The organism is Nocardioides sp. WG-D5 (genome assembly GCF_054031175.1).
Genome location: NZ_CM132928.1, coordinates 1,557,597 through 1,576,433 on the forward strand (window position 1 = coordinate 1,557,597; position 18,837 = coordinate 1,576,433).

At 68.0% G+C, this 18,837-nt stretch carries 21 protein-coding genes; 7 read left to right on the top strand and 14 right to left on the bottom strand.

From position 1 onward, the window contains the following. Positions 1–4: 4 nt before the first annotated feature. Positions 5–1,129 (bottom strand): fatty acid desaturase family protein, encoded by a 1,125-nt coding sequence (locus tag ACWZJV_RS07560; RefSeq protein WP_457180862.1) that lies wholly within the window; start codon positions 1,127–1,129, stop codon positions 5–7. Between the two features lie 24 nt (positions 1,130–1,153). After that, positions 1,154–2,248: a flavin reductase family protein gene (locus ACWZJV_RS07565; RefSeq protein WP_457180864.1), complete on the bottom strand. Its 1,095-nt coding sequence runs from the start codon at positions 2,246–2,248 to the stop codon at positions 1,154–1,156. 146 nt (positions 2,249–2,394) lie between these two features. On the opposite strand from ACWZJV_RS07565, the gene ACWZJV_RS07570 reads away from it, so the two are divergent. Further along, entirely contained in the window at positions 2,395–3,030 is a 636-nt protein-coding gene (locus tag ACWZJV_RS07570) for a TetR family transcriptional regulator (protein ID WP_008362090.1), read from the top strand. 51 nt (positions 3,031–3,081) lie between these two features. Here ACWZJV_RS07570 and ACWZJV_RS07575 read toward each other — a convergent pair whose 3' ends face one another. The 4 genes from ACWZJV_RS07575 to ACWZJV_RS07590 form a co-directional block, all read right to left on the bottom strand. Next, positions 3,082–4,611: an MDR family MFS transporter gene (locus tag ACWZJV_RS07575; RefSeq protein ID WP_008362089.1), complete on the bottom strand. Its 1,530-nt coding sequence runs from the start codon at positions 4,609–4,611 to the stop codon at positions 3,082–3,084. A 211-nt stretch (positions 4,612–4,822) separates the two neighbouring features. Then, positions 4,823–5,791, bottom strand: a complete 969-nt coding sequence (locus tag ACWZJV_RS07580; protein ID WP_196873153.1) for a zinc-binding dehydrogenase — start codon at positions 5,789–5,791, stop codon at positions 4,823–4,825. Between the two features lie 61 nt (positions 5,792–5,852). After that, positions 5,853–7,055, bottom strand: coding sequence for an NAD(P)-dependent malic enzyme (locus ACWZJV_RS07585; protein WP_457180868.1), 1,203 nt, complete (start codon positions 7,053–7,055; stop codon positions 5,853–5,855). 163 nt (positions 7,056–7,218) lie between these two features. Beyond that, complete coding sequence (locus tag ACWZJV_RS07590; RefSeq protein ID WP_196873152.1) at positions 7,219–7,593, bottom strand: S24/S26 family peptidase; 375 nt, start codon at positions 7,591–7,593, stop codon at positions 7,219–7,221. A 54-nt stretch (positions 7,594–7,647) separates the two neighbouring features. On the opposite strand from ACWZJV_RS07590, the gene sodN reads away from it, so the two are divergent. The 3 genes from sodN (at position 7,648) to ACWZJV_RS07605 (ending at position 9,359) form a co-directional block, all read left to right on the top strand. After that, the gene (gene sodN / locus ACWZJV_RS07595) at positions 7,648–8,049 is read left to right on the top strand and encodes a superoxide dismutase, Ni (RefSeq protein ID WP_008362081.1); all 402 of its coding nucleotides are present in this window, start codon (positions 7,648–7,650) and stop codon (positions 8,047–8,049) included. Between the two features lie 130 nt (positions 8,050–8,179). Then, the gene (locus ACWZJV_RS07600) at positions 8,180–8,560 is read left to right on the top strand and encodes an ATP-binding protein (protein WP_008362079.1); all 381 of its coding nucleotides are present in this window, start codon (positions 8,180–8,182) and stop codon (positions 8,558–8,560) included. Between the two features lie 49 nt (positions 8,561–8,609). Beyond that, positions 8,610–9,359 carry a SigB/SigF/SigG family RNA polymerase sigma factor gene (locus tag ACWZJV_RS07605; protein ID WP_457180871.1) on the top strand — a complete coding sequence of 250 codons (750 nt, stop codon included), beginning with the start codon at positions 8,610–8,612 and terminating at the stop codon, positions 9,357–9,359. Here ACWZJV_RS07605 and ACWZJV_RS07610 read toward each other — a convergent pair. Next, entirely contained in the window at positions 9,356–9,703 is a 348-nt protein-coding gene (locus tag ACWZJV_RS07610; RefSeq protein ID WP_457180873.1) for a hypothetical protein, read from the bottom strand. The two genes, ACWZJV_RS07605 and ACWZJV_RS07610, sit on opposite strands and share 4 nt — an antisense overlap. A 334-nt stretch (positions 9,704–10,037) precedes the next feature. Between ACWZJV_RS07610 and ACWZJV_RS07615 the strand changes: the two genes are divergently transcribed. Beyond that, complete coding sequence (locus tag ACWZJV_RS07615; RefSeq protein WP_008362075.1) at positions 10,038–10,292, top strand: WhiB family transcriptional regulator; 255 nt, start codon at positions 10,038–10,040, stop codon at positions 10,290–10,292. 36 nt (positions 10,293–10,328) lie between these two features. On the opposite strand, the gene ACWZJV_RS07620 is transcribed toward ACWZJV_RS07615, so the two are convergent. Continuing rightward, positions 10,329–11,819, bottom strand: a complete 1,491-nt coding sequence (locus tag ACWZJV_RS07620; RefSeq protein WP_196873149.1) for a sensor histidine kinase — start codon at positions 11,817–11,819, stop codon at positions 10,329–10,331. An 83-nt stretch (positions 11,820–11,902) separates the two neighbouring features. Between ACWZJV_RS07620 and ACWZJV_RS07625 the strand changes: the two genes are divergently transcribed. Together ACWZJV_RS07625 and ACWZJV_RS07630 are read left to right on the top strand one after the other, a co-directional pair. Next, positions 11,903–12,742 carry a DUF2785 domain-containing protein gene (locus ACWZJV_RS07625; RefSeq protein WP_457180875.1) on the top strand — a complete coding sequence of 280 codons (840 nt, stop codon included), beginning with the start codon at positions 11,903–11,905 and terminating at the stop codon, positions 12,740–12,742. 79 nt (positions 12,743–12,821) lie between these two features. Beyond that, complete coding sequence (locus tag ACWZJV_RS07630; RefSeq protein ID WP_370249596.1) at positions 12,822–12,896, top strand: 50S ribosomal protein bL37; 75 nt, start codon at positions 12,822–12,824, stop codon at positions 12,894–12,896. A 67-nt stretch (positions 12,897–12,963) separates the two neighbouring features. Here ACWZJV_RS07630 and rsrA read toward each other — a convergent pair whose 3' ends face one another. From rsrA to ACWZJV_RS07660, 6 genes are all read right to left on the bottom strand, one after another. Then, positions 12,964–13,227, bottom strand: a complete 264-nt coding sequence (gene rsrA / locus ACWZJV_RS07635; RefSeq protein ID WP_008362072.1) for a mycothiol system anti-sigma-R factor — start codon at positions 13,225–13,227, stop codon at positions 12,964–12,966. Next, complete coding sequence (locus ACWZJV_RS07640) at positions 13,224–13,868, bottom strand: sigma-70 family RNA polymerase sigma factor (protein ID WP_269210709.1); 645 nt, start codon at positions 13,866–13,868, stop codon at positions 13,224–13,226. Before ACWZJV_RS07640 ends, rsrA begins: the two co-directional genes overlap by 4 nt. Before the next feature lie 127 nt (positions 13,869–13,995). Beyond that, positions 13,996–15,504, bottom strand: a complete 1,509-nt coding sequence (gene arfA / locus ACWZJV_RS07645; RefSeq protein WP_457180878.1) for an arabinosylfuranosidase ArfA — start codon at positions 15,502–15,504, stop codon at positions 13,996–13,998. 73 nt (positions 15,505–15,577) lie between these two features. Next, positions 15,578–16,906: an ABC transporter substrate-binding protein gene (locus ACWZJV_RS07650; protein WP_457180880.1), complete on the bottom strand. Its 1,329-nt coding sequence runs from the start codon at positions 16,904–16,906 to the stop codon at positions 15,578–15,580. A 33-nt stretch (positions 16,907–16,939) separates the two neighbouring features. Then, positions 16,940–17,806, bottom strand: coding sequence for a carbohydrate ABC transporter permease (locus tag ACWZJV_RS07655; protein ID WP_457180882.1), 867 nt, complete (start codon positions 17,804–17,806; stop codon positions 16,940–16,942). Then, entirely contained in the window at positions 17,803–18,711 is a 909-nt protein-coding gene (locus tag ACWZJV_RS07660) for a carbohydrate ABC transporter permease (RefSeq protein ID WP_457180884.1), read from the bottom strand. The genes ACWZJV_RS07655 and ACWZJV_RS07660 overlap by 4 nt, the downstream gene beginning before the upstream one ends. Positions 18,712–18,837 lie beyond the last annotated feature (126 nt).

Here is an 18,837-nt window from a genome sequence, read left to right on the forward strand (position 1 = left end):
TCCGTCATGCCGCGACCCCCTCGAGGGCGGGAGCGGTCTCGACACCCTCGGCGGCGGGGCGCTTGCGGTCGGGGAGGGCGTAGCGGCAGATCTTCTTGAAGACGCCCCACAGCTGCTTGTGCAGCGGGCCGGTGTTGTAGGAGAGGCCGTAGCGCTCGCAGATCTCACGGACCTCCTCGGCGATCTCCGGGTAGCGGCGTGCGGGGAGGTCGGGGAAGAGGTGGTGCTCGATCTGGTGCGACAGGTTGCCGGACATGATGTGGAAGATGCGGCCGCCGGTGATGTTGGCCGAGCCGAGGAGCTGGCGGTAGTACCAGTGACCCTGGGTCTCGTCCTGGCACTCCTCCTGCGAGAAGGAGGCGACGCCGGCCGGGAAGTGGCCGCAGAAGATGATGTTGAACGCCCAGATGTTGCGGACCAGGTTCGCGGTGGCGTTGCCGAGGAACGTCAGCGGCGCCAGCGGGCCGGAGAGCAGCGGGAACAGGACGTAGTCCTTCAGCGCCTGGCGCTTGACCTTCTTCATCAGGCCGCGGTGCAGGTCGGCGTTGTCGGCGAAGGTGCGCTTGCCCGCGACGAGGTTCTCGACCTCGAGGTCGTGCATCGCGACGCCCCACTCGAAGAAGATCATCAGCAGGAAGGCGTAGACCGGGTTGCCCAGGAAGTAGGGGTGCCACTTCTGGTCCTCGTCCATCCGCAGGATGCCGTAGCCGATGTCGCGGTCCTTGCCGAGGACGTTGGTGAAGGTGTGGTGGATGTAGTTGTGGGAGTACTTCCACTGGTCGGAGGGGCAGACGTTGTCCCACTCGAACATGCGGGAGTTGAGGTCGGGGTCGCCCATCCAGTCGTACTGGCCGTGCATGACGTTGTGCCCGATCTCCATGTTGTCGAGGATCTTGGAGATCGACAGACAGGCGACGGCCGGGACCCAGCCGATCACGGGCAGGTAGAAGAGCGCGCGGCCGGCGATCTCGAAGGCGCGCTGCTTCTTGACGATGTCGTAGATGTACGCCGAGTCCTTCTCGCCCAGGTCGGCGACGATCCGCTGGCGGATGGCGTCCATCTCCTGGCCGAAGGCTTCGAGCTCCTCGGCGGAGAGGCGGCGGTTGCCGGTGTTCTCAACGGTGGTCATGGGGGTGTCTCCTCGAGGGAATCGTCAGAGGTCCACGGAGCAGTCGCCCTCGGGCGTGCTCACGCAGATCCGGATCTGTTCGTCGGGGAGCTCGGAGGTCTCGCCGGTCAGGATGTTGCGGACCCGTCCGGAGCTCTTGTTGGTGGTGCAGGAGAAGCAGATCCCCATCCGGCAGCCGGACTCGGGGGTCAGCCCCGCGGCCTCGGCCTGGTCGAGGATCGTGGCGCCGTCGTTGGCGACGGTCTTGCCGGTGCGCGCGAACTCCATCTCGCCGCCGGCCACACCGGCGGTCTTCGGCGGCTTGAAGTACTCCACCTTCAGCGACTCGGTGCCGGCGTACGCAGCCTGGGCCGCCTCGATGAGCGACGCCGGCCCGCAGGCCCACGTCGGCAGGTCCCGATATCCCGGGACCAGCTTCGAGAGCAGCGCCGGGGAGAGGTAGGGCGCCCCGTCGCCGGTGTGGAGAAGGTGCAGGTCGACGCCGTGGCCCTGGTGCCGGATCTCCTCGAGCTCCTCGGCGAAGATCTGGCGGTCCGCGCTGGGCGCCCAGTGCAGGAAGGTGACCTTGCCCCGATGCGTACGCCGCTGGAGGGAGCGCAGCATCGACATCACCGGGGTGATGCCGGAGCCACCGGAGATCAGGACGATGTGCTCGGGCACGCGGTCGGGAAGGACGAAGTCACCCTCGGCCTGCGACAGGTGCACCAGGGTGCCGACGGTGGCGCGCTCGGTCAGGTACTTGGAGATGCTGTAGGGGGTCGCGTGCTCGTCGTCGTGGGCACGCACCGTGATGGTGAGCGGCTCCCCGGCCTTGCCCTCGGTGTTGGAGACGGTGAAGACGCGGGTGGTGCGCCGCCCCTCCCCCGTGTCGATGCCGACACTGACGTGCTGGCCGGCGCGGTGACCGCGCCAGGTCGAGGTGGGCTGGAGCGTCACGGTCGCCACCCGGGGCGCGCCGGGCGCGCTCACCTCGGGGTGGATGTCGGTGATGCGGGCGCGCACCTCGTGCGCGGCCAGCATCGGGTTGATCTGGGTCAGGTAGCGGTCGATGCCGTGTGGGGAGGCGAGCGCCGCAACCGTGCGGGAGCGGAGGATCCGGCCGCCGAGGTCGAGTGCCATGTGTTTCGCCTTTCAGTGAACATCTGTACACCGACAACGATGGCGGGTCAGCACAACCCGCGTCAAGACAAGACGCACGTGGTCCAGATCACGGTGTACAGGTGTGCACCTGACGCCTCGCCGGCCGCTGCCCCTAGGATGGTCTGGTGATCGAGACGGGTGCGGAGCCGGAGAGCCGTGCGGAGCGCAAGCTCCGGACCCGGCGAGCGATCCTCGACGCGACGCTGGAGCTGTGCGCCGACAGCTCGCTGACCGCGCTCTCGCTACGCCAGGTCGCCAAACAGGTCGGCATCGTGCCGACCGCGTTCTACCGCCACTTCGACTCCATCGAGTCGCTCGGGCTGGCCCTGGTCGAGGAGTCCTTCGACTCGCTGCGCGACCTCTTCCGCGACGTACGCCGCAATGCCCGGGCCGACAAGGACGTCGTCGACGGCTCGATCGATGCCCTCGTCGACCACGTCCACCGGCGCCGCGACCACTTCGGGTTCATCGCCCGCGAACGTGTCGCCGGGCCGCGATCGGTGCGCGAGGCCATCCGGCGCGAGATCGAGCTCTGCGAGCGCGAGCTCGCCACCGACCTCGCGCTGATGACCGGCACCGACACCTGGACCGCCAAGGACCTGCACGTGCTCTCGTCGCTGTTCGTGACGGTCCTGGTCGCCACGGCCGAGCAGATCCTCTCCACCACCCGGCCCGAGCAGGAGGAGCAGATCATCGCCACCGTGCGCACGCAGCTGAGGATGCTGCTGATCGGGGTGTATCAGTGGCGGTCCGAAGCGTAGGGATACCCGGTTGACCGGGTATCCCTACACAGGCATACGACTCCGAACGCCTCAGCAGCCGCAGACCGCGGGCTCGCGCCCGTGCTCGCACAGCTCAGCGAGCTCGGCGTCGAGATCCGCGGCAGGCTCCTCAGCGGCCCCGTCAGCAGACTCCTCGTGACCCTCCGCCCGAGCCGGCAGGAGCACCGCCATCAGAACGACGATCAGAGCCAGTCCTGCGCTGACCATGAACGCGGCCTGCAGACCGCTCACGTGGGCCGCGACCGCACCGACCTCGTCGACGACCTGGTCGCTGCGTACGGACATCACGGTCACCGCCAGGGCGGTGCCGAACGCGGCCGCGACCTGCTGCAGCGTGCCCAGGATCGAGGAGCCGTGGGAGTAGAGGTGAGCCGGCAGCGACCCGAGGCCCAGCGTGAAGACCGGGGTGAAGGCGGCGGCCAGGCTGACCATCAGGACCAGGTGGAGCACCAGGACGAGCCAGTAGGGCGTGGTCAGCGAGATCTGCGAGAGCCCGCCGAGAGCGGCCACGATGCCGATGGAGCCCGGGATGACGAGCACCCGGCCGCCGTACGCGTCGAAGATCCGCCCCACGGTCGGCCCGAGGAGACCCATCGCGAGACCGCCCGGCATGACCAGGAGGCCGGTGGAGAGCGGCGAGAGCCCGCGCACGGTCTGCAGGTAGAGCGGCAGCAGGATCATCGAGCCCATCATCGCCAGGAACGCGACCGCCATCAGGACCAGCGACTTGGTGAAGGTGCCGTGCAGGAAGGCGCGCAGGTCGAGCAGCGGCGAGCCGGTGCGCTGCAGCCGGAGCTGACGGAGCACGAAGCCGAGGATCAGCACCGCACCGACGGCGGCGATGACCAGCGGGATCCCGACCTCACCCTCGGCGAACCGGCTCAGCCCGTAGACGAGCGAGCCGAAACCGAGCGCGGCGATGACCACCGAGGCCCAATCGACGCTCGACTCCGCGGGCTCATTGACGTTCTCCAGGCGACGCAGGCCGGACCAGGCGACGCCGACCGCGATCGGCAGGACCAGCAGGAAGAGCAGCCGCCACGAGCCGAAGCCCAGGATCAGGCCGGACAGGGTCGGCCCGAGTGCCGGCGCGACCGAGATGGCCATGGTGACGTTGCCCATCACCCGGCCGCGGTCGCTCTCGTCGACGACCGTCATCAGGGTGGTCATCAGCAGCGGCATCATCACCGCGGTGCCGGCCGCCTGGATGACCCGGCCGGCGAGCAGGATGCCGAAGACCGGCGCGATCGCCGAGATCACGGTGCCGGCGATGAAGACGCCCATCGCCGTGGCGTACGCCGTCCTGGTCGTCACCCGCTGCAGGAACCAGCCGGTCACCGGGATCACCGAGGCCATGGTCAGCATGAACGCGGTCGAGACCCACTGAGCGGCGTGCTCGGTGACCCCGAAGCTGTTCATCAGGTTCGGGATCGCGTTGAGCATGATCGTCTCGTTGAGGATCACCACGAAGGTGGCCAGCACGAGCAGGGTGATGACGGCAGGCGTACGCCGCTTCTCACCGTCGAGCGGACGATGCGATGTTGTGACGGCAGCAGTCATGACGAGTTCCTCGGGTCGTACGCAGGGGCCCGGTGCCGCCCGCTCTCATACATAGATCGAACGGGCGAGGCCGATTTCGACATCACGCCACGAGAAACTTTTCGAGCCCCCCGGCAGTGACACTCAATGGTCCCTTGCTGAACCCGGGGGAGTCGAACGATATTCCGTACGTCACACGGCCGGCATCACTGCCGGCGTCAGCTCTACCGGGTCACAGCGTGAAGACGACCTTGCCGAAGAGATCACCGGCGTGCATCGCCTCGAAGCCGGCCTTGGCCTCGGTCAGCGGCATGGTGCGGTCGATGAGCGGGCGGGTGCCGGTCGCCTCGAGCAGCGAGACCAGGCTCGCCAGCTCGTTGCGGGTGCCCATCGTGGAGCCGATCACCTTGAGCTGCAGGAAGAAGATGTTGGTCAGCAGCGCGTCGTCGAGGTTCGGGCCCGACGTGGTGCCGCTGATGATGATCGCCCCGCCCGGACGCAGCGAGCGGACCGAGTGGGTCCAGGTCGCCCGCCCGACGGTCTCGATCACCGCGTCGACCTTGACCGGCAGCCGCTCCCCCGAGGCCAGGGCCTCGTGGGCACCGAGCTCGAGGGCGCGCTTCTGCTTCGCCTCGTCGCGCGAGGTGGCGTAGACCTTGAGCCCGGCCGCCCGCGCGAGGGTGATCGCGGCGGTCGCGACGCCCCCGCCAGCGCCCTGCACCAGCACCGAGTCACCGGCCTTGAGCCCGCCCTGGGTGAACAGCATCCGGTAGGCCGTCAGCCATGCCGTCGGCAGGCATGCCGCCTCCTCGAACGACATGCCGGCGGGCTTGGCCACCACATTGCGGCGCGGCACGGTCACCTTCTCGGCGAACGTGCCCTGGTGGCGCTCGGAGAGCAGCGACCGCTTCGGGTCGAGGGTCTCGTCACCGGTCCAGTCCGGCGAGGAGATCACCGAGTGGACCACGACCTCGTTGCCGTCCTCGTCGAGGCCGGCCGCGTCGCAGCCGAGGATCATCGGCAGCGCCTCGGCCTTGAGCCCGACCCCCTGCAGCGACCACAGGTCGTGGTGGTTGAGCGAGGCCGCCTTGACGGTGACCGTCGTCCACCCGTCGGGCGCGACCGGCTCGGGCCGCTCCCCCAGCACGAGGCCGGAGATCGGGTCGTCGGATGAGAACTTCTCGGCGTACGCAGCGAACATGCGCCCGACCCTACCGACCCGCCGAGCCGGCGCAACCGGTCGTCCAAACCGGCCGGGTCGGCTACCGGCGGGCGACCCCGTCGACCCGGGCAGCCTCGGCGACCGCAGCGGCGACCGCGGGGCCGACGCGCGGGTCGAACGGCTCCGGGATGATCTTCGACTCGCTGAGCTCGTCCCCGACCAGCGCGGCCAGCGCCTGGGCGGCGGCCAGCTTCATGCCCTCGGTGATCGAGGATGCGTGCACGTCGAACGCGCCCCGGAAGATGCCCGGGAACGCGAGGACGTTGTTGATCTGGTTCGGGAAGTCCGAGCGACCGGTGGCGACGATGCTGGCGTACTTGTGCGCCACGTCGGGGTGGATCTCGGGGTTCGGGTTGGCCATCGCGAAGACGATCGCCTGGTCGGCCATGGTCGCGACGAGCTCCTCGGGCACCGTGCCGCCGGAGACGCCGACGTAGACGTCGGCGCCGGCGAGCGCGTCGGCCAGCGAGCCCGTGCGACCGGTGACGTCCGCGGTCACCTCGGCGATCGCCTTCTTCGACGCGGTCAGGTCGGACCGGGTCGAGGAGATGACGCCCTTGCGGTCGAGCAGGGCGAGGTCCTTGATGCCGAACTCGAGCAGGATCTTGGCGACCGCGACACCGGCGGCACCGGCGCCGGAGATGACCACGCGGGTCGACTCCGGGTTGCGGCCGGTCAGCTTCAGCGCGTTCATCAGCGCGGCCAGCGTGACCACCGCGGTGCCGTGCTGGTCGTCGTGGAAGACCGGGATGTCGAGCGCCTCCTTGAGGCGGTCCTCGATCTCGAAGCAGCGCGGCGCGGAGATGTCCTCCAGGTTGATCCCGCCGAAGGAGGGCGCCATCCGGATGACGGTCTCGACGATCTCGTCGACGTCGGTGGTGTCGAGGCAGATCGGGATGGAGTCGACACCGCCGAACTCCTTGAACAGCACCGCCTTGCCCTCCATCACCGGCATCGCCGCGGCGGGGCCGATGTCGCCCAGGCCGAGGACCGCGGTGCCGTCGGTCACGACGGCGACGGTGTTGGGCACCCAGGTGTAGGTGTGGGCCAGCTCGGGCTGCTCGGCGATCGCGGTGCACACCCGGGCGACGCCGGGGGTGTAGGCCATCGACAGCGAGGCCTTGTCGGAGACCGATGCGGTCGCCGCGATCGCCATCTTGCCGCCGCGGTGGAGCTCGAACACCGGGTCGCCGTCATAGGCGGTGGTCTCGGTGGTCTCGGTGGACAGGGTGGACTCGGTCATTGGGGGCCTCCAGAAAACTACGGACTCGGACGTCGGGCGGTCGAACGCGAGCCGAGGGGTGGAGCCGCGCAAGGCGCCATCTACAGGGATGTGTTGCCCGGATGGCAGTTTCGCACAGGCTACCGGAGGAAGCGGTTGATGTTTCCTACAGGTGACGAAGCCCTCATCTGGAGCCCTCGTGCAGAGTTTCGCCCAGGAGGCCCGGGCGCGGCCACAGCCTGGCCACGACGACACCGAGCACGTCGGTATCCGCGACAGGCCCCCGATGACGGGAGTCGACCACCCCCGGGGCGGCCGGGTTGTCCGAGAGCAGCCACCACCCGGAGCGGCCGGACGCGGTCGTACGCCGCTCCACCGCCCGCTTCACGACGACCGCCCCGTCGGCGAGCCGGGCGACGACCACGCGGCCCGGCACCGGCGTACGTCCGTAGGCGACCCACAGCCGGTCCCCCGCCCGCAGGGTCGGCTCCATCGAGACCCCTACGACCTTCGCCATCCCCCAGGTGTGTCGGGGTGCCCTGGCCGCGATGTCTTCCATGCGGAGTAGTGTCGCAATCCGTAGGACACATGAACACTCTTTGAGAGGACCCGCATGTTCGCGCGACTTTTCGCTCCCACCATCGAGGTCTCGGCCCACTGCGACCTGCCCTGCGGCGTCTACGACCCCGCCCAGGCCCGCATCGAGGCCGAGTCCGTCAAGGCGGTCATCCAGAAGGCCCTGGACAGCGACGACCCCGACTTCCGCACCCGCGCCATCATCATCAAGGAACAGCGCTCCAACCTGGTCAAGGAGCACCTGTGGGTGCTGTGGACCGACTACTTCAAGCCCCCGCACTTCGAGGCCTACCCCCAGCTCCACACCCTCGTCAACGAGGCCACCAAGCTCGCCGGCGCCTCCGGCACCAAGGGCACCCTCGACCTCGAGACCGCCGACAAGCTCCTCGCCAAGATCGACGAGATCGCCGAGATCTTCTGGGCGACCAAGAAGGCCTGAGCCTCCTCGAGAATCAGCCGTACGCCGCAGCCGCTCCGTTCCCGGAGCGGCTGCGGTGCGTTTCCGGCACCACGCACGAGATCTCGTTGCATAATCAGGCGCAAGCCAACACGAAGGACTGACAACCCAGATGCCCCAGGTCGAGCTGCGTCTTCCCGCAGAAGGCGCCTACGTCTCCGTGCTGCGTACGACGACCGCCGCGCTCGCCGCGCGCCTCGACTTCACCCTCGAGGACATCGAGGACCTGCGGATGGCGGTCAGCGAGGCGGCGGCGCTCTGTCTGGAGTGCGCCGCGGAGGGCGCCGACCTGGACGTCGTCTTCGACCTCGGCGAGGACACCATCGGCGTCACCGTGACCACGACCTGCGACGCCGAGGCCGAGATCGACGAGGAGAGCTTCGCCTGGCAGGTGCTCACCACGCTCGCCAGGGACGTCACCGCCACCCCCGACGGCGACCAGCTCAGGATCTCGCTGGTCGCGGGAGCGACCCCGCTTGGAGCCGCGCGCTGACATGGCGCAGGAGACGATTCGGTCGTCGAGGTCCAGGAGCACCAGCGAGGTGGAGGACGCCCGCGCCCGCTCCCGGGAACTCTTCACGACCCTCGCCGGCACCGACCTGAGCGACGCCGAGCGCACTGCCGCGCGCGAAGAGCTGGTCCACCTCAACATGGCGCTGGTGGAGTACTGCGCCTCGCAGTTCTACGGCCGCGGCGAGCCGCACGAGGACCTCGTCCAGGTCGGCGTGGTCGGTCTCCTCAACGCCGTGGACCGCTACGACCTCGCCCGCGACGTGGAGTTCTCGACCTACGCCGTGCCGACGATCCTCGGCGAGATCAAGCGCTACTTCCGCGACAGCCGGTGGGCCGTCAGCGTCCCCCGCCGCCTGCGCGACCTGCAGCAGAACCTGCGCGACGCCACCGCCGAGCTCTCCCAGGAGCTCGGCCGCTCCCCCACGGCCCGCGACCTCGCCACCCGCCTCGGCGTCAGCCTGGAGACCGTCGTCGAGGGGCTGGAGTCCAGCAACGCGTACGCAGCGCTGTCGCTCGACTCCGAGAGCGACGAGACCGCGCCGATGCTCGACTCGCTGACCGCCCACGACCTGCGCCTCGACGACGTCGAGGTGCGGGAGTCGATCAAGCCGGTGCTCGACAGCCTCTCCGCGCATGAGAAGCAGGTGCTGATGCTGAAGTTCTTCCGCAACAAGACCCAGACCGAGATCGCCGCCGAGCTCGGGGTCTCCCAGATGCAGGTCTCCCGGCTGCTCAACCGCTCGCTCGCCCAGCTCCGCAAGGCGCTCGAGGAGGACTAGCTCGAGCGCTCCTCGAGCGCGGCGATGCTGGGCGGCGCGAAGACGCCGACGAGGGCGACGGCCGCGACCAGCGCGAGCCCGCCCGCGACGGCGAGGTCCTCACGCAGGTTCCACGCCAGGCCGAGCACGATCAGCTGGACGAGTACGAGCGGCGCGCGCGACCAGGACTCCAGTCGCCAGAACATGGCGGCGCACCACCCGATCCCGGCGGCGCAGAGCAGGAAGAAGAGCCCGCCCGCGATCGCGGTCGTGAGCGAGGCGGCGTCGGGGATGCGTACGAACTCCAGCGCGCCCCAGAACAGCAGCGCCGCGGCCTCGATGCCTGCGGCGAACACGGTCAGCAAGAGAGTCCAAGGTCGATGCGGCGCGGTCACTTCAGCAGCCTAGGCCATGCCCGTAGACTGGAGCTCACGGGCGTGAAACGGCGAGAGCATACACCACCGGTTTTGCGGGTAACTCACCGCGTTACCGAAATGTCTAGCCCCAGGAAGACTGAGTGTTACGGTCCGGTGACGAACCAGACACTGGTTAGGGGTTGTTTCGGAGTCCATTTCTTGGAACTCTAGAGACCAGCACGCACGTGAAGACATTCACACATCCCCGCCACGTGCCCACTCGCAGGGTCTCGCAGCACCAGGGCCTTGCCCATCCTACGTCAGAAAGAGGGTCTACCCAGCCATGGATTGGCGCCACCGTTCGGCTTGTCTCGATGAAGACCCGGAGCTGTTCTTCCCCATCGGAAACACCGGTCCGGCCATCCTCCAGATCGAGGAAGCCAAGCAGGTCTGCCGGCGTTGCGACGTCCGGGAGCAGTGTCTTCAGTGGGCTCTTGAGGCCGGTCAGGACCACGGCGTGTGGGGTGGACTGAGCGAGGACGAGCGTCGTGCGCTGAAGCGCCGCAACGCCCGCTCCCGTGTCCGCACCGCCGTCTGACCAACCCCTAGAGGCCATCAACCCCTAGAGATCCACCTAGAGCTCCAACGGCAGCTCGACCGAAGCTCTCGCCCCGTGGCCGCCAGGCCGGGGCCCCAACGAGAGCCGGCCACCGAGCTCACCTTCGACGAGAGTCTTGACGATCGACAGCCCCAGGTTCGTGGAGGTGTCGAGACTGAACCCGTCGGGTAGTCCATGACCGTCGTCCTCGATGGTCACCTGGAGATGCCCGGCGGGTTGTTGTCGTACGGACATCACGATCGTGCCCGTCTCGGCATCGCCGGGACCGGTGCCGCGGTAGCCGTGCTCGACGGCGTTCTGCAGCAGCTCGGTGACGACCATCGCCATCGGCGTGGCCACCTCCGAGGGCAGCGACCCGAACGAACCCTCCCGGCGCACCCGCACCGCGACGCCGACCGAGGTGACCTCTCCGACCATGGAGGCGAGGCGGTCGGCGATCTCGTCGAACTCGACGGTCTCCTCGACGGCCTGCTGGGAGAGGATCTCGTGGACCAGGGCGATCGACCCGACACGTCGTACGGCCTCGTTCAGTGCGTCCTGCGCCACCCCGGAGTCGACCCGGCGCGACTGCATCCGCAGCAGGGCGGCCACGGTTTGTAGATTGTTCTTCACCCGATGGTGGATCTCGCGGATGGTCGCGTCCTTGGTGACGAGCTCGCGATCGCGTCGGCGGAGGTCGGTGACGTCGCGCAGCAGCACCAGCGCACCGATCGCCTCGCCGCGTGGGCGCAGCGGGATCGAGCGCATGATGATCGCCATCACCCCGGTGTCGATCTCGGTGTCGCGATGGGCCCGACCGCCGAGCACCGCGCTCAGCGTCTCCTCGTCGGGCCGCTTGCGCGGCGGCACGAGCGCCCGGGTCATCCCGGCCAGCGACTGGCCCGCGAGATCGCCGGAGAGGCCCAGCCGGCGGAAGACCGAGAGCGCGTTGGGGCTGGCGTAGTCCACGACCCCGTCGGCGTCCACCCTCACGAACCCGTCGCCCACCCGCGGGGTGTCGGTGTGGTCGCTGCGCTGACCGACCGCCGGGAAGTAGCCGTTGGCGATCATCTGGGTCAGGTCGGCCGCGGTCTGCAGGTAGGTCAGCTCGAGCTTGGACGGCGTGCGTACGCCGAGCAGGTTGGTGTTGCGGCTCAGCACCGCGATGATGCGGCCGGCGCGGCGTACGGGGATCGTCTCGACCCGCACCGGGAGGTCGTCGCGCCACTCAGGGTCGCCCTCGCGCACCAGCCGGCCGGCGTCGACGGCGTTGTCGAGCGTGGCATGGCGACCCTTCGGCACGAACATGCCGACGATGTCGTCGACGTAGGCCGTCGGGCCCGTCGTGGGGCGCATCTGACCGGCCGCCCAGAAGCCGTTACCCGACTTGTCCGGCAGCCACAGAACCAGGTCGGCGAAGGAGAGGTCGGCCAGGATCTGCCAGTCGGCCATGAGCAGCTGAAGCCACCCGACATCCTCGCTGTCGAGGTCGGTGTGGTTCTGGGCAAGCTCACTCAGGGTGGGCACGGGCACAGCGTAGATGTAGACCTTGGTAGGGCATTGCGCGGGTCGGATGTCCACGCGCGGCGGGGTTTGGCAGGATGTTCCCCATGTCGGAGGCGTACTGGCGGGAGGTTCACTCGACCGGTCTCGCCGTACCCACGGACCGGCCCCTGGGCGACCTCACCATCGAGCTCACCCGGATGCTCGGCGACCCCGACCCGGACGTACGCAGCGGGCTGGCCGTGCCGGCCCTGTCGACGTGGATCCAGCGCGGTGTCTACGACGACCTGCTCGCGGGGCTGGGCGACGGGATGGCCGCCGGTCTCGTGGTCGGGCTCGGCGACTCCGGCAACAACGGCGTCTTCCGCCGGGCGTCCTCGGTCGAGGCCCTGGCCGAGTGCATCGCCCGCGACAACGCCCGCTCGCTCGTGCCCGCGGAGAAGGTGCTGGAGTGGGGCGACCGGATCGCCACCTGGCTGCTGCGCGAGCGCGACCTGCGCGCCTTCGTCCCCGAGCGCGGCTGGGCGCACGCGGTCGCCCGCGGCGCCGACGCGCTGGGCACCCTCGCCGCCTCCGAGCATCTCGGCAAGCCCGAGCTGACGGTGATCCTCGACGTCGTCGCCGACCGGGTGCTGGCCCGCGGCGACACCATCTACTCCCACGGCGAGCCCGACCGGCTGGCGGCGGCCACGATGTCCGTGCTGCGCCGCAACCTGGTCCCGCTCAACATCATGGAGCCGTGGATCAACCGGATCGTCACCGTCGCCACCGCCACGCCGGAGACACCCGACCGTGACCCGTTCCTGCTCACCGGCAACGCCGAGGCCTTCCTGCGGGCCCTCTACATCCAGCTCGCGCTCAGCAACGACACCCCGCAGATCCGTGGCGACCTGCTGCTGGTCGTGGTCGCGGCGCTGAAGAACTCGAACCGCCCCTACCTGACCTGAATTGGCTCTCACCCACCTGGGTTTGAGAGACTGTGCCGAGGCCCCTCGGGGTCCACGTACCCCAATGGAGGAGATCATCATGGGCAAGACCGGCCGCAAGCGCCGCGCGCGCCGCAAGAAGGGCGCGAACCACGGCAAGCGCCCCAACAGCTGAACACAGCTGTAGACGACGTGAGAGCCCCAGCCGATCGGCTGGGGCTCTCGTCGCGTCTGTGGCCGGGTCAGGACTTCGTGCGAAGCTCCTGGATCTGGACCATGATCTTCGCGCGCAGCTCACCGGGAGCGACCTCGGTGCACGAGCGCGCCACGACCGCCTTGACGATGCGCTGCTGGTCGTAGGTCTCCAGGCAGGGGTTGCAGCTCTGCAGGTGGCGCTTGACCTGGTCGGCGTCCGGCTCGGCCAGCTCGTTGTCGATCAGGAAGACGATCTGCTCGAGGAAGTCCGCGCAGTCGCTGGGAGATGCGTCGTGTTTGTGGGCACTCATGACGCACCTCCACGAGCGCCGGTGAGATCGTTGGTGCGTACGTAGTCGGAGAGAAGATCGCGCAGCTGGCGCCGGCCGCGGTGCAACCGCGACATCACGGTGCCGATCGGGGTTTCCATGATCTCGGCGATCTCCTTGTAGGCGAATCCCTCGACGTCGGCGAGGTAGACAGCGAGCCGGAACTCCTCCGGAAGACGCTGCAGGGCGTCCTTGACCTGGGAGTCGGGCAGGTGCTCGAGGGCCTCCATCTCCGCAGACTTCAGGCCGGTCGAGGTGTGCGACTCGGCGCGCGCGAGCTGCCAGTCCTCGACGTCCTCGGACATCGACTGCTGCGGCTGGCGCTGTTTCTTGCGGTAGGTGTTGATGAAGGTGTTGGTGAGGATGCGGTAGAGCCAGGCCTTCAGGTTGGTGCCGGGCTTGAACTGGTGGAAGGAGGAGTACGCCTTCGCGAACGTCTCCTGCACCAGGTCCTCAGCGTCGGACGGGTTGCGGGTCATCCGCATCGCGGCCGAGTAGAGCTGGTCGAGGAAGGGCAGCGCGTCCCGCTCGAAGCGCAGCGCGCGCTCCTCGGGTGTCTCGGTGGCCAGGTCGACCTCATCGTTGTTGTCGCTCATCACGTCCCAGGGTACGCGCGTGAGCATCGGGGCGCCCATCGGCGCCACGATCTCCGCAGGGCGTTCGAGGAGGATGGTCATGCTTCATGAACACCGCGGCGGCCGCCAAACATTCCCTGCTGTCAGGGATCCCTGCAGGCGGCCGCCGGCTACATCAGGACGTCTGCAGGACGAACATGCTCCACGAGGCGGGCGGCAGCTCGGCCTCGAGCGCGCCGCCCACGACCTTCGCCGAGTCGAACGTCCTCGGCACCACCCGGTCGGGGTCCTCCATGCTGTTCACCGCGTACAGGTCCTCGCCACCCAGGACCGTCGCCTCGACCAGCTCCGCGTCGCCGAAGTGGCGCACGTCGGTGGAGAAGGCCACGGACTCCGACGGGTGCCGGTTGACGACGAACACCGCCACCCGGCCGTTGTCCGGATCGTGGGTCGCCACGGCGTCGAGGACGGAGACGTCACCGTGCTTGGCGGTCGCCATCGTCGGAGCGACCACCCGCGGCTCGAGCACCTCCCCCTGCGCGAACCGCGCGGTCAGCGCGAACGGGTGGAAGATCGACTGCCGCCACGCCGGCCCGCCGGGTTCGCACCTGATCGAGCCGATGGTGTTGACCAGCTGGGCCTGGCAGGCGGCGGTGACCCGGTCGCTGTGCTTGAGGAGCGTGATGAGCAGGGAGCCGACGACGACGGCGTCGAGCGCCGTGTAGGCGTCCTCGCTGAGCCGAGGGGCGGAGGTCCACTCCTCCGGGGTGCCCTCCTGCTGGAACTTCTTCAGGTACCAGACGTTCCACTCGTCGAAGGAGATGTTGATCCGCTTCGGCGAGGAGAGCTTCGCCCCGACGTGGTCGGCGGTCGCGACGACCTCGCGGATGAAGAGGTCCATGTCGACCGACGAGGCGAGGAAGCTGGCGACGTCGTCGCCCTCGAGCTCGTAGTAGGCGTGCGCGGAGACGAAGTCGACGACGTCGTAGGTGTGCTCGAGCACCGTCGCCTCCCACGCGCCGAAGGTCGGCATCGAGCGGCCCGAGCTGCCGCAGGCGACCAGCTCCAGGTCGGCGTCGTACTGTCGCATGCCGCCGGCCACCTCCTTGGCCAGCCGGCCGTACTCCTCGGCGGTCTTGTGGCCCAGCTGCCAGGGGCCGTCCATCTCGTTGCCGAGACACCACATCCGGATGTCGTGCGGCTTGTCGGCGCCGTGCGCGATACGACGCTCGGACAGCTCGGTCCCGCCGGGGTGGTTGGCGTACTCGAGCAGCTCGATCGCCTCCGCCAGACCGCGGGTGCCCAGGTTCACCGCCATGATGGGCTCGATACCGGCTTTCCGCGCCCAGGTCATGAACTCGTTGAGCCCGAACGCGTTGGTCTCGACGGTCCGCCACGCAGGGTCCAGGCGGGTCGGCCGCTGGTCGCGCGGGCCCACTCCGTCCTCCCACTTGTAGCCGGAGACGAAGTTGCCCCCGGGGTAGCGGACAGCGGTCACCCCGAGCTCACGTACGAGATCCAGTACGTCCCCGCGCAGGCCGTCCTCGTCCGCCGTCGGGTGCCCCGGTTCGAAGATGCCGCCGTAGACGCATCGCCCCATGTGCTCCACGAACGACCCGAAGATCCTCCTGTTGACGGGGGCGACGGTGAACGCCGGATCGATCGTCAGCTTGCCGTTCTCCATGGGTACCTCTCTCTGGTCTGGGCAGCGGCGTCCCGGGCGCCGGCATCCGTCCGGCGCCCGGGATCGTTCGCGGCTACTTGAGCTGGTTCTCCAGATCGGCCTGCGCCTGGTCCAGCGCCTGCTTGGCCGGGACGCCGTCCCCGAAGATCTGGTTGTACGTGCTGGTCGTGAACACCTCGTCGACCTTGGGCAGGTTCGGGTCCGCGAAGGACTCGAAGTGGCCGATGTCGCCCTTGACCTCGTTGAGCACGTCGAAGAGGTTGGTCCGGAAGTACTTGTTGAACTTGTTCTCCGGGTTGTGGGTGACCTCCTTGTCCTCCCACACCGACATGTTCACCGGGTCGAAGCCGAGCTCCTCCCAGACGGCGACGTTGGCCTCCGGCGACAGCTTCGCGAAGGCGAGCCACTCCATCGCGAACTCCTTGTCCGGGGAGCTGTCGATCACCGCGGTGCCGGTGCCGCCGCCACCGATCGTGGCGACCTCACCGCCCTCGATGATCGGCGCCGGTGCGATCGCGATGTCGCCGGCCAGGTCGGGCATGTAGTCGACGAACCGGGAGGTGTACCAGGCCGGGTAGACGACGGCCGCGTACTCGCCGTCGTTGATGGGGCCGTAGGCCTCCTCGATGTCCGGGCTGCCACCCGGGATGGTCGAGAGCGCGCCAGCCTTCTGCATGTCCTGCAGCATCTCGACAGCCTCCACGACCTCGGGGCTGTTGACGGTGACGTTGCCGTCCTCGTCGAACAGGTTCCCGCCGAGCTGCGCCATGATCAGCGGCTGCACGATGTTGGTGTCGGTGCTGGCGATGCCGAACGACTTGCCGGTCGCCTTGTTGTACTTGGCGCCGGCCGCCTTGAAGTCGTCCCAGGTCTTGATGGTCTTGTAGTCGACCCCGGCCTTCTCCATCAACGGGACGTTGTAGAAGGCAACCTGGGCACCGACGTGGGTCGGGAAGCCGAGCTGCTTCCCCTCACGGTTGTACAGGTCCATCCGGGCCTGCACGATGTCGTCCTGGTAGGGCTCGGCGGCCTCGGACAGCTCTGCCAGCGGCGTACGTCCGTCCTCGGAGACGAAGTTGGAGAACTTGTTCACCTCGATGTCCACGACGTCCGGGAGCCCCTTGCCCGAGTTCACCGCCAGCTGGAGCTTGTTGTGCATCTCGTCGTACGGGAAGACCGTGACGTCGAGCTTGATCTCCTTGTCGGGGTTCTTCTCGTTCCACGCCTCGGCCATCGCCTCGTAGTAGGTGCCGTGCAGCTCGGCGAACACCCACATCTCGATGCTGGTGCGGCCCTGGGCGTCGGGCCCGCCTTCTTCCTCGGATCCGCCGCAGGCGCTCAGCGCGAGCGTCGCGGCGAGCCCTGCGGCGAGTAACGAGGTGATTCTCCGCCTTGTCGTCATGGTTCTCTCCATCTGTGAGGTTTGTACAAGGGGTCACCCCTTGAGCGCCCCGGCCGTCATCCCAGCGACGAAGAACCGCTGGAACAGCAGGAAAAGCACCAGGACGGGAAGGAGCGAGAACATGGATCCGATGATGAGAAGCTCGTAGTTGTTCTCATGCGGGGTGAGCAGGGTGTTGAGCCCGATCGGGAGGGTGAACTTCGACTCCGAGCGCAGCACCAGCAGCGGCCAGAGGAAGTTGTTCCAGATGATCATCCCGTTGAGGATGGCCATCGCCGCGAACGCCGGTCTCGCCACCGGCACCACGATCTTGAAGAAGATGCCGAACTCCGTGGCGCCGTCCATGCGGCCCGCCTCGAGCAGGTCCTTGGGGATGCCGAGGAAGTACTGCCGGAAGTAGAAGATCGTCACCGAGGCGGCCAGGAACGGCAGCACGATCACCGAGTAGGAGTCGTCCAGGCCGACGTCGTTCACCAGGACGTACAGCGGGAGCATCATGATCTCGAACGGCACGGCCATGAGCAGCAGCACGGCGATGAACATCGCGGTCTTGCCCTTGAAGTCGTAGACCGCGAAGCCGTAGGCCACGAACGAGCTCACCAGCAGCGTCCCGGCCACCTGTACGACGGTGAGCAGGATCGAGTTGGCGAACCACCGGAAGTACGGCCCGGAGTCGGTGAAGAGCATCACGTAGTTGTCCAGCGACAGCGAGCCGAGATCGATGTCGAAGGAGAGTCCTCGCCGGATGACGTCGTTGCCGTCCTGGAACGTCGCGACGAACATGATCAGCAGCGGCGCGAGCACGACCAGGGTCAGCACCAGCAGGAACGTGGTCTGGATCGAGCCGTGGAGCCAGTAGGGCAGCTGGACCTTCGTACGGGGCGACCGCTCGGCGCTCATCGGGCGCTCTCCTTCTTGAACGTTCCGCTGAGCGTGAGGAAGGTCAGGTTGATGGCCATGATGACCACGACCAGCACGATACCGACCGCGGAGGCGAAGCCCAGGTCGTTCTGCTCGATCCCCCGCCGGTAGAGGTAGCCGATCACCGTCAGCCCCTGGTCGTTGGGCGAGGAGTTGCCGCGGTAGAGCATGAAGCTCTCCAGGAACATCGCCAGACCGCCGTACACGCTGATGGTGGTGACGTAGACGATGGTCGGCTTCAGGTTGGGCAGGGTGATGTGGAAGAACTGCTGCAGCCTGCTGGCCCCGTCGATGGTCGCGGCCTCGTAGTACTCCTCCGGGATGGACTGCATCCCGGCGAGGAAGTAGAGGATGTTGACGCCGGTCCAGCGCCACATCGCCAGTGCCAGCAGGGCGATCAGCCCGCCGGTGTCGATGCGGAGCCACCGGACCGGGTCGAGGCCGAACAGCCCGACGATCTGGTTCATCAGCCCGGTGCCGGTCTCGGCGAACATCAGCCGGAAGATGATCCCGGCGACCACGACGGAGGTCAGCGCCGGCACGAACATCGAGGCCTTGAAGACCGCCTTGACGCGGTCGCTGCCGATCTTGGAGTTGATGAGCGCCGCCAGCACCAGCGGGATTGGGATCAGGAGCGCGATGGTCAGCACCATGTAGCGGGCGCTGTTGAACATCGCCTTCCAGAAGAGCCGGTCCTCCCAGAGCCGCTGGTAGTTGTCCAGACCGATGAAGGCGGCCTGTCCGAACACCACCTCCTGGGTGCTCAGCATGAAGGTGCGCGCGAGCGGGAGCAGCCAGAAGGCGAGCAGCGTGATCACGAACGGCGCGATGAAGAGATAGGGCGCCGCCCTCTGCGAGTACAGCAGCCGCCGGAGAACGACCATGAAGACTCCTCTTCGCTGAGGTATCACACGCGGGTGGGGGCATCACCACCGGTTTACGACGATGTACGTCTCTCACCAGCGGATTTACTACGTGGTAATCAGCGCATATCCTTGTCCTGCGGCCAG